This is a genomic window from Streptomyces sp. NPDC045956 (genome assembly GCF_056430705.1).
On sequence record NZ_JBWKKZ010000001.1, the window covers coordinates 117889 to 131823 of the forward strand.

Consider the following 13935-nt stretch of genomic DNA (forward strand, 5'->3'; position numbering starts at 1 on the left):
GTCACCGGGCGAGCAGTTCGGCCAGCCCGTCGTCGATGCCGAGCCGCCCGCCCTCGGTGCCCGGCGGCACCGTCAGCAGGGTGCGCTCCAGCCAGGCCGACACCTGCGCCGTCGGCGCCTCCAGGAGGGCGTCGCCGTCCGGGCTGCTCAGCGCCATCAGCACGACGCCGCGCCCGTCCGTCTTGGACGGCCACACCCGCACGTCCCCGTGTCCGCAGGGCCGGAACACCCCCTCCACCAGCAGGTCGCGGGCGAACGTCCAGTGCACCGGATGGCCGGAGTCGATGTGGAAGGTGATGTGCACGGCGTAGGGGTCGTCGGTGGCGTAGCTGAGCAGCGCGGGCACCGGGATGCCGCGCTCGGGCGACAGGATGAGCCTCAGCTCCAGCTCGCGCTCCACGACGGCGGGGTTGGGGTGCATGGCGGGTGTCCTCTCTCGTACGGGTCCGCACGGGCCGCCTGGACCGGACCCGCACGAGGGAGAGCGGCGAGGGCCGTGAGCGTTACGCGGGTTCGCGGAACTTTTTTCCCCCACCTCTGTCCCGCGTGTGAAGGTCCATGCACGAGGTTGCCCGGAAAGGGGCGGGACCGGCGGGACCGGCGGTGCGGATTGCGCCCGTCTGATAGATGTTGAGCCCCCATATCAACCCCCGAGCAGATACGGGACGACGGACATGAGCGCCCCAACCCCGGCCCCCGGCGACGACAGGCCCCGCGAAGGGTATTACCCGGACCCCTCCATCCCCGGCTACGTCCGGTACTGGAACGGCGCCTCCTGGGTGCCGGGCACCAGCCGCCCCGCGCCCGAGGACGGCGAACCGCTCGCTCCGCCGGCCGGTGCGCGGCCCTCGGTGGAGGAGACCGGCCCGCACTTCTTCGACGAGGACCCGGTCGAGGAGGCGCCCGCCGCGTCCCAGCACGGCAGCCGCCCGGAACCCGCCACGGCCTGGGGCGCCGACCGCTCCCGCCAGTCCGGCTTCGCCGACGCCCCCGAGCAGCGGGTCGCCTGGCCGGGGACCGTCCAGGGCGCCGACCCGAGGGTGCCGCACGCGCGGGGCGCGGGTCCGGCCGGGGGAGCGGCGGCGGGGGCCGCCGACCCGGGCACCGGTGGTGAGCCCGGTGCCGACGGTGGCGCGGGCCCGACGGGCGCCCGGGCGGGGGGTGCGTCCGGTGAGGTGCCGGGCGGTGCGTCCGCGGGTGCGCCGGGCGGTGCGGGTGCCGGTGCGGATGCGGGTGCGCCGGGTGGTGCGGGTGCGGTCGGTGGCGCTCGGGCCGGACACGCCCCCGGTGGGACGGAGGGCGAGTCCGGCAACACCTTCGTCTTCCGGCGCCCGGTGACCGGGGGTGGCCGGAACACCCCGGCCGCGGACAGCGGTGCCGAGGACCAGGGCACGATGACCTTCCGCGCGGTCTCCCCGCGCGCGGGGACCCAGCGCCCCGGCGCGGCCGCCCCGGGCGGCCCCGGCTTCGCCGCCGGCCAGGCCGCCGCCGCGCGCGCCGCCGCGCAGTCCCCGACGGCGCCGTCCGGTCCGCAGCGGACGGGCGCCCCGGCAGAGCCCCCCGGCCCGGGTGCGCCGGGCGGCCCGGCGCACCCGCACCAGGCGGCCGCCCCCCGGCCCGCGGCCTCCGCCCCGATCGCGCCCGGCCCCGGCGGGGGCCAGTCCTCGTGGGCGCAGCAGGTGCACCGGCTCGCCGGCGCGGCCGGGGACGAGCAGCCCGTCGCGCCCTGGAAGCCTCCGGTCGAGGACGTGTTCCAGGCCGCCGCGCGGCGCCAGGCGGCGGCCCGGCCCGCCGGACTCGGCAAGCGGCTGGCCGCCCGGCTGATCGACACCGTCGTCCTGGCCGGCGTCACCGCGGTCGCCGCCGTACCCCTCGGCACCAGGGCGGTCGAGCACGTCGACGACAAGATCGACGAGGCCAAGCTCTCCGGCGAGACCGTGACCGTCTGGCTGCTGGACGGCACCACCTCCACGTACCTGGGCATCGTGCTGGCCGTCCTGCTGCTCTTCGGCGTCCTCTACGAGGCGCTGCCCACCGCCAAGTGGGGCCGCACCCTGGGCAAGAAGCTGCTCGGTCTGGAGGTGCGGGACATCGAGGCGCACGAGCCCCCGTCCTTCGGCGCCGCCCTGCGCCGCTGGCTGGTCTACAGCGTCCCCGGTCTCCTGGTGGTCGGTGTCGTCGGCGTCGCGTGGTGCCTCTTCGACCGGCCGTGGCACCAGTGCTGGCACGACAAGGCGGCCCGCACCTTCGTGGCGGGCTGACCCGACACCGCTCGCGCGACGCTGCCGCCGCGTCGCCGCCCGGGGAGCCGGTCGGCCCCGGTACGCCGGTCCGTCCCCGCCCGCCCCGGCCCCGCGCGGGGCCCGGGGGCAGCCCCGCCCCGGGGCACCGCCGGAGGCGCGCGTACTCCGGACGGCCGCTCGCCGGATGCGCGTACGGGGCGATCGCGGTCGACTCGGGCCATGAGCAGCGAACCGCCCCCCGGCTCCGGCGGGCAGCCGCCGGAAGACGACCCGTTCAGGAAGCGTCCCCCGTCCCCCGGACCGGGCCAGGAACCCGGCCCGGGCGCGGGCGGCACGGGCTCGCCGTACGACGATCCGCCCCCGCACGGCAGCACCGGCCAGCCCCCGCCCCCCGGCGGTTCGCCCCCGCCGCCGGGCGGCGGGGGCCCGTACGGTGCTCCGCCCCCCGGCGGTGGTGGTCCCTACGGTGCCCCGCCCCCCGGCGGTGGTGGTCCCTACGGTGCCCCGCCCCCCGGCGGTGGCGGTCCCGCCGGAGGTGATCCGTACGGCGGCGGGAACCACCCCACCGATCCACTGGCCGGCATGCCCCCGCTCGCCGACAGCGGCCGGCGCACGCTCGCCCGGATCATCGACATGATCCTCGTGGGCATCGTCGTGTGGCTGCTGAGCTGGGCGTTCGACGTCCAGGAGTACCAGGTGGACGGCGACGACATCTCGGTCGGCAAGTCCTTCGGACAGTCCCTGATCGCCGCCGTGCTCTACATCGCCTACGACACCTACATGACCAGCAAGTCGGGTCAGACCCTCGGCAAGAAGTGGCTCGGCCTGCGGGTGGCCAACCTGGACAACGGCGCCACCCCCTCGGTGCAGACGTCGCTGATCCGCGCCCTGGTGCTGTGGATCCCGTTCGCCTTCTGCTGCGCCTGCGTCTGGACGATCATCGCGGGCGGCTGGAGCTTCTTCGACCGGCCCTACAAGCAGGGCCTGCACGACAAGGCGGCCAAGACGGTGGTGGTCAGCGCCCGTTGACGGCCCGGGGCCGGAGCCCCGGGCGGCACGGAGACGTCAGGCGGCGCGACCGCGGGCCGTCTCGCCCGCGCCCGCGGAGACCCGCGCCGCCGGCACCGGCTCCCGGTCCGGGGCGGGCCGGCGGGCCGGCACGGCGGCCACCCCGCGCGCCCTCGGCTGGGGGACGGCCAGGGCCACCAGCAGCCCGAGGGCGAGCGCGGCCACGGCGACGACGGCGACTCCGGGGCCCGAACTCGTCCCGGACAGCAGCAGCATGGCGAGCGTCGAGAAGATCACGGTGCACGTACCGTAGGCGAACTGTGCGGCAGTCGGACGGGGCATGGCCATCGTGTCCTCGGAAGACAATCTGGGGGTGAGACGGGCTGTCAGCCTGGCTTTCCGCCGGCTTCCGGGCGTGGTGCCAAGCGACTCTAACCCGCTGTGTGCCCGAGTGGAACCAGCAGTAAGCGTGACCTAACCGGCATGGCCGATGCACGGGGGGCGCACGGATTCATGGTGCCCGGTCCGTGGACGGTCCCGCGCGCCCGTCCGGTGCCGCTCGGGTCCCGGTGGGGTGTCCGCAAAGCGAACCCGCCCTCCGCATAGTGCACTTGTCCTGCTCAAGTCAAGGTCTGTCTTTTCCGGTGAACCTCTAGTCAAATGTCGTCACTTGACTACACGCGATGACCACGTGTGCGCGGACTCTGCTCTGTCCTTGTCCCCCCATCCGCGCGCGTGCACGCGGGGGAGGAACTCAAGTGACCAGAAGATCCTGGACGTTCAGAACGGCGGCGACCACCGTCGCCCTGGCCGCCGCCACCGCCACGCTCTCCGCGGCCGGTGTGGCGCAGGCCGACTCGCCGGCCCGGCCGGAGGCCGTGGAGGGCCACGACCCGCACCCCGCGAAGGGCATGGACTCCCATGACCTCAAGGGCCCCCTGAGCGACACGCAGGAGGCCCAGCGCGAGGAGGCCCTCAACCAGGTCATATCCGGCAAGGCCTCCGTGCAGAAGAAGGACGGCTCGAACGTCGTCCAGCTCAAGAGCAAGAAGGGCGACAGCAAGTACGTCGAGCTGGGCCGGGAGAAGACCGACAAGATCTTCACCATCCTGGTCGAGTTCGGCGACAAGGTCGACAGCCGCTACGGCGGCGACGCCGGCCCGCTGCACAACCAGATCGCCAAGCCCAACCGCAAGACCGACAACTCCACGGCCTGGAAGGAGGACTACGACCAGCAGCACTTCCAGGACCTGTACTTCGGCTCCGGCGAGGGCGTCGACTCGGTCAAGACGTACTACGAGAAGCAGTCCTCCGGCCGCTACTCGGTCGAGGGTGAGGTCTCCGACTGGGTGAAGGTCCCCTACAACGAGGCCCGCTACGGCAACAACGCCTGCGGCGACACCAACTGCCCCAGCGTGTGGAACGTCGTCAGCGACGGCCTGAACGCCTGGGTCGAGCAGCAGAAGGCGGCCGGCCGCACCGACGCCCAGATCAAGGCCGACGCCGCCCGCTTCGACGAGTGGGACCGCTACGACTTCGACGGCGACGGCGACTTCAACGAGCCCGACGGCTACATCGACCACTTCCAGGTCGTGCACGCCGGCGAGGACGAGTCCGCGGGCGGCGGCGCCCAGGGCACCGACGCCATCTGGGCCCACCGCTGGTACGCCTTCGGCACCGACGCCGGCGCCACCGGCCCCGAGCAGAACAAGCTCGGCGGCTCGCAGATCGGCTCCACCGGTATCTGGGTCGGCGACTACACCGTCCAGCCGGAGAACGGCGGACTCGGCGTCTACGCCCACGAGTACGGTCACGACCTCGGTCTGCCGGACCACTACGACACCGCCGGCGGCGACAACTCCACCGGCTTCTGGACGCTGATGTCGTCCGGTTCGTGGCTCGGCACCGGCCGCAACGAGATCGGTGACCTGCCCGGCGACATGACCGCCTGGGACAAGCTCCAGCTCGGCTGGCTGAACTACGACACCGCCAAGGCGGGGGTCAGCTCCTGGCACAAGCTGGGCGTGGCGGAGTACAACACCAAGCACAAGCAGGGCCTGGTCGTCGAGCTGCCGAAGAAGGCGGTCACCACCGAGATCGTCACGCCCGCCGAGGGCGCCACGCAGTGGTGGAGCGGCAGCGGTGACAACCTCAAGAACACGCTGAGCCGCTCGGTCGACCTCACCGGCAAGGCGAAGGCCGAGCTGACCTTCGACGGCTGGTACGACATCGAGGCCAACTACGACTACCTCTACACCGAGGTGTCCACCGACGGCGGCGCCAACTGGACCGCGATCGACGGCACGGTGGACGGTCAGCCGATCCCGCGCGACGCCGCCGACAAGCCGGCCCTGCACGGGACCCTGGACGGTCACAAGAAGTTCGCGTACTCCCTCGACGCCTACGCGGGCCAGAAGGTCGACGTCCGCTTCCGCTACCAGACCGACGGCGGCGTGGCCCAGAAGGGCTTCACGGCCGACGCCATCGCGGTCACCGCGGACGGCCAGGCGCTCTTCACCGACAACGCCGAGACCGCGGACGCCGCCTGGACGGCCACCGGCTTCTCCCGCGTCGGCGCCTCCTTCACCAAGGACTACGCGCAGTACTACCTCGCCGAGAACCGGCAGTACGTGTCGTACGACAAGACGCTGAAGACCGGCCCGTACAACTTCGGCTTCACGGAGCGCCCGGACTGGGTGGAGCACTACCCGTACCAGAACGGCCTGCTGATCTGGAAGTGGGACACCTCCCAGGCGGACAACAACACCAGCCAGCACCCGGGCACCGGTCTGGTCCTGCCCGTCGACTCGCACCCGACCGCGATGAAGTGGAAGGACGGCACGCTGCTGCGCAACCGCATCCAGTCGTACGACTCGCCGTTCAGCCTCTACCGCACGGACGCCATCACGCTGCACAAGGCCGACGTGGCGAAGTACTTCCCGGGCTCGAAGGGCGTCTCGGTCTTCAACGACCGCAAGAGCGACTACTACGACGAGGCGAACCCCACCGGCGGCGTCAAGATCACTGACACCAACACCAAGATCAAGATCCTGAAGGAGGCCAAGAACGGCTCGACGATCGAGCTGGAGGTTGGCTCCGCGGGCAGGTAAACAGCATCTGCCCAGGTCAGAGCATGATCGGCGGTGACCCCCTGGCGGGTCGCCGCCGATCCGTGTTTAGGTGCGTCCTGTGGTCCTCTTATTGACACCTGGTCCGACATCCGGACCGGCACCGGCAGACACGGGGGTATGAGCGCATGGCCGCAGGAGGTTTCAGCAAGCTGCCGAACGGCACGGTGGTGGTGGCGCTCAACCTGCCCAGCCCCGCCGGCCCCGACGGCAGCCTGCGCTTTCTCGTCCACGCCCAGAACCGGGCGCGCGCCCTGACCAGGCTGCGCAACCTGGGGCTGCGCGCGGTCTACCTGCGGGGCAACGCGGCCCCGCCGACCCCCGACGAGATCACCGCGGTCCTGCACCACCCGGACGGCCTGATCTGGCGCACGGCGCCGGTGGCCGCCGTCCCGGGCGGTCCGGAGCCGGTCCAGGAGCTGTGGCACCCGATCCGCGCCCTGCTCGGACGCCCGGCGGCCCAGACGTAGCGGGGCCCGCGCTAGTGGACGACCGGCTTGCCCGACAGCTCCACGCCCGCCTCCCGCAACTCCTCCAGCGCGCGCTCGGTGCTCTGCGCGGCCACCCCGGCGGTCAGGTCGAGCAGCACCTGGGTGCGGAAGCCCTCGCGGGCGGCGTCCAGGGCGGTGGCCCGTACGCAGTGGTCGGTGGCGATGCCCACGACGTCGACCTCGTCGATCTCCCGGGTCCGCAGCCAGTCGGCGAGGCGCGTGCCGTTCTCGTCGGCTCCCTCGAAGCCGCTGTAGGCGGCCGAGTACGCCCCCTTGTCGAAGACGGCGTCTATGGCGCCGGAGGCGACGGCGGGGGCGAAGTTCGGGTGGAAGCCGACCCCCTCCGTGCCCGCGACGCAGTGCGCCGGCCAGGAGTGGACGTAGTCGGGGTTGTCGGCGAAGTGGCCGCCCGGCGCGATGTGGTGGTCGCGGGTGGCCACCACGTGGCGGTAGCCGGCGGGCGCCTGCCCGATCAGCTCGGTGATGGCGGCGGCCACGTCCGCTCCGCCGGTCACGGCGAGGCTGCCTCCCTCGCAGAAGTCGTTCTGCACGTCTACGACGATCAGGGCGCGGCGCATGGTCGGTGTCCTTCGACTGGGTCGACTGGGGAGGGAGGGGACGGTAGGGGACGGTAGGGGACGGACGGGCGGCCGGCGCGGGCCCGTGAGGCCCGCACCTGCTTTAGCTACCCGAGCCCCCGTGCACGTACTCCGTCGGAAGGACGGGTTCCCCTCGGGAGAGCTGGGTGGCGGACAGCGGCAGGTTGGCGCGGGCGGCCGCGTGCCGGTCCCGGGCGGCGTCCAGCGGCTCGCGGGCGACCACCTCGCCGCCCCTGACCAGCTCCACGAGGAGCTGCCGGTCGGCGAGGTCCTCGGGCACCGGCCCGGTGCCGACCACCTCGGCCTCGGCGTACCCGTGGGCGTCCAGGCGCCGGGCGGCCCACTTGCGGCCGCCGACCGACGTCTTGCCCCCGCTGGACTTCTTCGCCACCGCGACCAGCGGCCCCGCGGCGTCGGCGGGGGCACCGGACTCGGCCCGGGCGACCAGCTTGTAGACCATCGAGGCCGTGGGGTGCCCGGAACCGGTCACCAGCTGGGTGCCGACGCCGTACGCGTCCACGGGCGCCGCCGCCAGCGAGGCGATGGCGTACTCGTCCAGGTCCGAGGTGACGACGATCTTCGTCTCCGTGGCGCCCAGCTCGTCCAGTTGCTGGCGCACCCGGTGGGCGACCAGCAGCAGGTCGCCGGAGTCGATGCGCACGGCGCCCAGCTCGGGCCCGGCGACCTCCACGGCCGTGCGGACGGCCTCGGTGACGTCGTAGGTGTCCACCAGCAGCGTGGTGTCGCGGCCGAGGGACTCCACCTGCGCCTGGAAGGCGTCGCGCTCGGTGTCGTGCAGCAGGGTGAAGGCGTGGGCGGAGGTGCCGACGGTGGGGATGTTGTAGCGGAAGCCGGCGGCCAGGTCGGAGGTGGTCGCGAAGCCGCCGACGTAGGCGGAGCGGGCGGCGGCCACCGCGGCCAGCTCGTGGGTGCGGCGGGCGCCCATCTCGATCAGCGGGCGACCCCCGGCGGCCGAGGACATGCGGGACGCGGCGGCGGCGATCGCCGAGTCGTGGTTGAGGATGGAGAGGATCACCGTCTCCAGCAGCACGCACTCGCCGAAGGTCCCCTCGACCCGCATGATCGGCGAGCCCGGGAAGTACACCTCGCCCTCGGGGTAGCCCCAGATGTCGCCGCTGAAGCGGTACCCGGCGAGCCAGTCCAGCGTCTCCTCGTCGACGATGCCGCGCTCGCGCAGGAAGTTCAGGACGTCCGCGTCGAAGCGGAAGTTCTCCACGGCGTCCAGCACCCGTCCGGTGCCCGCCACGACGCCGTAGCGGCGGCCGTCCGGCAGCCGGCGCGTGAAGACCTCGAACACGCTGCGCCGCTCGGCCGTGCCCGCCTTCAGGGCGGCTCGGAGCATGGTCAGCTCGTACTGGTCCGTGAAGAGCGCCGTCGAGGGTACGTCCACCGGCAGCCCAAGGTCCGCTGTGTTCATGGCAGGAATCGTACCCCCATTTCGTCAGAGTGACGATTTCTGGTCGCGTGGCGTGGCCCACAGGCCCGTTTGTGCGGCCGCCCCCCTGTGGTGGCAGCATGGGCCCTGTGACGGCAGCCGCACCCATGGAGATCGAGAAGACCGAGTCGGCGGAGGAGGTCTTCGCCGTACCCGAGCCCGACGTGCCCTGGGTGACGATCGTCCACAACGATCCCGTCAACCTCATGAGCTACGTGACGTACGTCTTCCAGTCCTACTTCGGTTACTCGAAGGACAAGGCCACCAAGCTCATGATGGACGTCCATCACAAGGGCCGGGCGGTCGTCTCCAGCGGCAGCCGCGAGGAGATGGAGCGGGACGTGCAGGCCATGCACGGCTACGGCCTGTGGGCCACCCTCCAGCAGGACCGGAAATGACCCACGCCCGCCCGCAGGACGGAAGTAGCTGAATCACCTCGATGCCCGGACAGTTCGAACCGCTTCCCGGCGGCGGCGCGGCCGTCGCCCTCGACGACGTCGAGATCTCCATCATCCGGTCCCTGGCCGTGCAGCTCCTGGAGCTGATCGGCCCCGGCCCCGCCGAGGACGCCTCCGACGACCCGCTCGCCGAGCTCTTCGCCGAGGGTCCGAGCGAGCCGCCCACCGACCCGGTGCTGCGCCGCCTGTTCCCCGACGCCTACGGCGACCCCGACGGCACCCCGCAGGCCGCGGAGGCCGAGGAGCAGCGGGCGCACTCCGCCGAGTTCCGCCGCTACACGGAGAACGACCTGCGCGCCGGCAAGCGCGACAACGCGCTGGCGGTGATCCGCACCCTGGACGCCCTCGCCTCGGCGAGCGCGGGGGCGGGCGAGGACGGCGCGGTGCTGAAGCTGTCGGTCGCGGAGTCCCGGCAGTGGCTGAGCGCCCTCAACGACCTGCGCCTGGCGATCGGCTCCCGGCTGGAGATCGCCGACGAGGACGACACCGACCTGCTCTACCGGCTGCCCGACGAGGACCCGCGCAAGCCCATGGTGATGGCCTACCTGTGGCTCGGCGGTCTCCAGGAGACCCTCGTCGCGACTCTTATGCCCTGAACGTGGCGTTTCGATCACCCTGAGTGTCCGCTCAGCGGACCCTCAAATCCGGATAACGATCGCGCCAAAACGCTGCCCTTTTTTGCACCCCATGGGTGGTTTTTGTCCGCTTCTGCCTGTGGGGCACGTCACAGAGCACCCCTGTGATCAGCCGGGCCGTCGTGGTAAATCTTCACGACCGCCCGGCGAACACCACCCGAATGTTCGGCCGGGTGCGCCACCGAGCCGGCGGATCGCCGGCCAGGCACCGAGCGGGACGTGAGGCCCGCTCAGCTCCATCATCCGGGGGGATCGAGACCCGATCCGAGGCCGCGAGAAGGCCCGGTTCGGCATGGAGAAAGGCGCACCACACATGACCTCTGCGCAGGTCGACACGGAGAAGGCCCCCGAAGAGGGGTACGAACGCGGACTCAACAGCCGCCAGGTCCAGATGATCGCGATCGGCGGCGCCATCGGCGTCGGCCTCTTCCTGGGCGCCGGGGCCAACATCGCCAAGGCCGGCCCCAGCATCATCCTCATGTACGCCCTCGCGGGCGTGATCATCTTCTTCATCATGCGGGCGCTCGGCGAGCTGCTCCTCTACCGACCGGTCTCCGGCTCCTTCGCCGAGTACTCGCGCGAGTTCCTCGGCCCCTTCTTCGGTTACTTCACCGGCTGGACCTACTGGCTGATGTGGGTGGTCACCGGCATGGCGGAACTCACCGCCGCCGCCATCTACATCCACTACTGGTTCCCGGACATCCCGCAGTGGGTCTCCGCCCTGGTCTTCCTGGTCCTGCTGTTCGTCGCCAACCTGATCTCGGTGAAGCTGTTCGGCGAGATCGAGTTCTGGTTCTCGATGGTCAAGGTCACCGCCATCATCGGCATGATCGTCATCGGCATCGGCGTCCTCACCCTCGGCTTCAGCCAGGCCGGCGACACCGCCGCCGTCTCCAACCTGTGGGAGTTCGACGGCTTCTTCCCCAAGGGCATCGGCTCGTCCCTGATGACCCTCCAGGGCGTCATGTTCGCCTACCTCGCCGTCGAGCTGGTCGGCGTCACCGCCGGCGAGTCCGAGAACCCGGAGAAGACCCTCCCCAAGGCGATCAACACCCTGCCCTGGCGCATCGCGCTGTTCTACGTCGGCGCCCTCACCGTCATCCTGGCCGTGGTCAAGTGGACCGAGTTCGCCGAGGGCGTCAGCCCCTTCGTGAAGGCCTTCACGGTCATCGGCATCCCGGCCGGCGCGGGCATCGTGAACTTCGTCGTCCTCACCGCCGCCCTGTCGTCCTGCAACTCCGGCATGTACTCCACGGGCCGCATGCTGCGCTCCCTGGCGGACAACGGCGAGGCCCCCAAGGTCTTCAACCGGCTGTCGTCGACCAAGACCCCGGCCATCGGCATCGGCGTCTCGGTGGTCTTCATGGGCATCGGCGTGGTCCTCAACTACGTCGTCCCGGAGAAGGCCTTCGGGTACGTCACCTCCATCGCCACCGCCGCCGGCATCTGGACCTGGCTGATGATCCTGATCAGCCACGTCCTCTACCGCCGCAAGGTCGTCGCGGGCCGGCTGCCCGCCTCCTCCTTCCCGGCGCCGGGCGGCTCGGTCTGCTCCTACATCGCCATCGCCTTCCTGCTCTTCGTCACCTGCCTGATCGCCCTCGACGCCGACGCCCGCGTCTGCCTCTACGTCATGGCCGGCTGGGCCGTCGCGCTCGGTATCGGCTGGGCGGTGCTCAAGAGCCGCAACCCGGCGGTCACCCAGCGGCGCGACGAGCCGGAGATGGAGAAGATCGTCTGACGGTCGCCCCGGCCGACAGACCCCGACCAGCGCGTTCGCGCGCACCGAGGACGTCCGGCCGCACGGGTTGCTCGTGGCACCCCGGCGCGTCCGCCGCTCAGGATGTCCGGCATACGGGCCGGTCCGTACCACCCATCGGTACGGACCGGCCCTCTGCTTATCCTGGCCGCATGCTGACCATCACCCAGGCCCTGTACGACCAGATCGTCGCCCACGCGCGCGAGGACCACCCCGACGAGGCGTGCGGCGTGGTGGCAGGTCCGGTGGGCGAGGGCCGCCCCGAGCGGTTCGTCCCGATGCTGAACGCCGCCCGCTCCCCGACCTTCTACGAGTTCGACTCCCAGGACCTGCTGAAGCTCTACCGCGAGATGGACGACCGCGACGAGGAGCCGGTGGTCATCTACCACTCCCACACCGCCACCGAGGCCTACCCCTCCCGCACCGACATCACCTACGCCAACGAACCCGGCGCCCACTACGTCCTGGTCTCCACGGCGGACACCGACGGCGCCGGCGACTTCCAGTTCCGGTCGTTCCGCATCCTGGAGGGCGAGGTGACGGAGGAGGAGGTCAAGGTCGTGGAGGCGTACTGAGGCGCACCGATCCCGAGCGTGTCCCACATCGCGGATGAATCATGTCCGCAGGGTGAGATCACACTCCGGAGGCCGGACCGGGAATCGATACGATGAGCCCATGGTTCTTCTCGACGTGAGCGAAAAGGCGCCGGGCACGCTGCTCGTGGCGCGCCTGCACGTCGACCTGTGCAGGCTGAACAGCGCCATCTGTTGATTTCCGCCGCCGCCGTACGGCCGTGCGCCGCGGCGGGCTGCCGCGTGCCGCCGCGCGCCTGACCGAACCCACGACACCTTCCGACAGGAGCCCTCAGCCATGGCCATCGAGGTCCGCATCCCGACCATCCTCCGCCAGTACACCGACGGCCAGAAGGCGGTGGAGGGCAACGGGGACACCCTCGCCAAGCTCTTCGCCGACCTGGAGACCCGGCACACGGGCATCCAGGCCCGGATCGTGGACGGGGAGCAGCTGCGCCGCTTCGTCAACGTCTACCTGAACGACGAGGACGTCCGCTTCCTCGACGGCATCGACACCAAGCTGACCGACGGCGACAGCATCACGATCCTGCCGGCCGTGGCCGGCGGCATGGCCTGATCGGGATGCGCTACGACTCCCCGCTGGCCGCGGTGGGCAACACCCCCCTGGTGCGCCTGCCGCGGCTCTCGCCGTCCGACGACGTCCGCATCTGGGCCAAGCTGGAGGACCGCAACCCGACCGGCTCGATCAAGGACCGCCCCGCGCTCCACATGATCGAGCAGGCCGAGAAGGACGGCCGCCTCACCAAGGGCTGCACGATCCTCGAGCCCACCAGCGGCAACACCGGCATCTCCCTCGCCATGGCCGCCCGGCTCAAGGGCTACCGCATCGTCTGCGTGATGCCCGAGAACACCTCGCGGGAACGCCGGGACCTGCTCGCCATGTGGGGCGCGGAGATCATCTCCTCCCCGGCCGCGGGCGGCTCCAACACCGCCGTGCGCGTCGCCAAGGAACTCGCCGCCGAGCACCCGGACTGGGTGATGCTCTACCAGTACGGCAACCCGGACAACGCCGGCGCCCACTACGCCGGCACCGGCCCCGAGATCCTCGCCGACCTGCCGTCCCTCACCCACTTCGTGGCCGGCCTCGGCACCACGGGCACGCTGATGGGCGTCGGCCGCTACCTGCGCGAGCACAAGCCGGACGTGAAGATCGTCGCCGCCGAACCGCGCTACGACGACCTGGTGTACGGGCTGCGCAACCTCGACGAGGGCTTCGTCCCCGAGCTGTACGACGCCTCCGTCCTCACCACCCGCTTCTCGGTCGGCTCGGCGGACGCCGTCACCCGCACCCGGGAACTCCTCCAGCAGGAGGGCATCTTCGCGGGCGTCTCCACCGGCGCCGCCCTGCACGCCGCGATCGGCGTGGGGAAGAAGGCGGTGAAGGCCGGCGAGAGCGCGGACATCGTCTTCGTCGTCGCCGACGGCGGCTGGAAGTACCTCTCCACCGGCGTCTACACGGCCGCCACCACCGAGGAAGCCATCGAGACCCTCCAGGGCCAACTCTGGGCCTGAGGCGTCTTCGGGCGAGCTGATGGGCCCGGTCCTCGCCGGGGGGCGGCGACGTG

At 71.5% G+C, this 13935-nt stretch carries 15 protein-coding genes; 11 read left to right on the top strand and 4 right to left on the bottom strand.

From position 1 onward, the window contains the following. Position 1 precedes the first annotated feature (1 nt). A complete protein-coding gene (locus tag AC07FV_RS00460) occupies positions 2-421 on the bottom strand; it encodes an SsgA family sporulation/cell division regulator (protein WP_479083616.1) in 420 nt (139 codons plus the stop codon). Between the two features lie 253 nt (positions 422-674). On the opposite strand from AC07FV_RS00460, the gene AC07FV_RS00465 reads away from it, so the two are divergent. Continuing rightward, positions 675-2261, top strand: a complete 1587-nt coding sequence (locus tag AC07FV_RS00465; protein WP_479083617.1) for an RDD family protein — start codon at positions 675-677, stop codon at positions 2259-2261. Positions 2262-2462: 201 nt separating this feature from the next. After that, on the top strand, positions 2463-3272 hold the full coding sequence (locus tag AC07FV_RS00470; RefSeq protein WP_479083618.1) for an RDD family protein: 810 nt from the start codon (positions 2463-2465) through the stop codon (positions 3270-3272). Positions 3273-3308: 36 nt separating this feature from the next. Here AC07FV_RS00470 and AC07FV_RS00475 read toward each other — a convergent pair whose 3' ends face one another. Continuing rightward, entirely contained in the window at positions 3309-3599 is a 291-nt protein-coding gene (locus AC07FV_RS00475; RefSeq protein ID WP_479083620.1) for a hypothetical protein, read from the bottom strand. Positions 3600-4009: 410 nt separating this feature from the next. On the opposite strand from AC07FV_RS00475, the gene AC07FV_RS00480 reads away from it, so the two are divergent. Both AC07FV_RS00480 and AC07FV_RS00485 read left to right on the top strand, forming a co-directional pair. Next, entirely contained in the window at positions 4010-6361 is a 2352-nt protein-coding gene (locus AC07FV_RS00480) for an immune inhibitor A domain-containing protein (RefSeq protein ID WP_479083621.1), read from the top strand. Positions 6362-6507: 146 nt separating this feature from the next. Beyond that, positions 6508-6849 carry a hypothetical protein gene (locus AC07FV_RS00485; RefSeq protein ID WP_479083623.1) on the top strand — a complete coding sequence of 114 codons (342 nt, stop codon included), beginning with the start codon at positions 6508-6510 and terminating at the stop codon, positions 6847-6849. An 11-nt stretch (positions 6850-6860) separates the two neighbouring features. On the opposite strand, the gene AC07FV_RS00490 is transcribed toward AC07FV_RS00485, so the two are convergent. Together AC07FV_RS00490 and AC07FV_RS00495 are read right to left on the bottom strand one after the other, a co-directional pair. After that, positions 6861-7448, bottom strand: coding sequence for a nicotinamidase (locus AC07FV_RS00490; protein WP_361011101.1), 588 nt, complete (start codon positions 7446-7448; stop codon positions 6861-6863). A 103-nt stretch (positions 7449-7551) separates the two neighbouring features. Then, complete coding sequence (locus tag AC07FV_RS00495) at positions 7552-8907, bottom strand: nicotinate phosphoribosyltransferase (RefSeq protein ID WP_479083624.1); 1356 nt, start codon at positions 8905-8907, stop codon at positions 7552-7554. A 98-nt stretch (positions 8908-9005) separates the two neighbouring features. Here AC07FV_RS00495 and clpS point away from each other — a divergent pair, with 98 nt between their 5' ends. The 7 genes from clpS to AC07FV_RS00530 all read left to right on the top strand — a co-directional run bounded on the left by clpS (position 9006) and on the right by AC07FV_RS00530 (position 13882). Next, positions 9006-9323 carry an ATP-dependent Clp protease adapter ClpS gene (clpS, locus tag AC07FV_RS00500; protein WP_053131729.1) on the top strand — a complete coding sequence of 106 codons (318 nt, stop codon included), beginning with the start codon at positions 9006-9008 and terminating at the stop codon, positions 9321-9323. Positions 9324-9364: 41 nt separating this feature from the next. Further along, positions 9365-9979, top strand: coding sequence for a DUF2017 domain-containing protein (locus AC07FV_RS00505; RefSeq protein WP_479083626.1), 615 nt, complete (start codon positions 9365-9367; stop codon positions 9977-9979). 352 nt (positions 9980-10331) lie between these two features. Beyond that, positions 10332-11759, top strand: a complete 1428-nt coding sequence (locus tag AC07FV_RS00510; protein ID WP_479083628.1) for an amino acid permease — start codon at positions 10332-10334, stop codon at positions 11757-11759. Positions 11760-11929: 170 nt separating this feature from the next. Continuing rightward, a complete protein-coding gene (locus tag AC07FV_RS00515; protein ID WP_063482172.1) occupies positions 11930-12352 on the top strand; it encodes a M67 family metallopeptidase in 423 nt (140 codons plus the stop codon). A 100-nt stretch (positions 12353-12452) separates the two neighbouring features. After that, positions 12453-12548, top strand: coding sequence for a putative leader peptide (locus tag AC07FV_RS00520; protein ID WP_310873142.1), 96 nt, complete (start codon positions 12453-12455; stop codon positions 12546-12548). A 99-nt stretch (positions 12549-12647) separates the two neighbouring features. Next, positions 12648-12926 carry a MoaD/ThiS family protein gene (locus AC07FV_RS00525; protein WP_479083629.1) on the top strand — a complete coding sequence of 93 codons (279 nt, stop codon included), beginning with the start codon at positions 12648-12650 and terminating at the stop codon, positions 12924-12926. 5 nt (positions 12927-12931) lie between these two features. Continuing rightward, the gene (locus tag AC07FV_RS00530) at positions 12932-13882 is read left to right on the top strand and encodes a PLP-dependent cysteine synthase family protein (RefSeq protein WP_479083631.1); all 951 of its coding nucleotides are present in this window, start codon (positions 12932-12934) and stop codon (positions 13880-13882) included. The last annotated feature ends 53 nt before the right edge of the window (positions 13883-13935 follow it).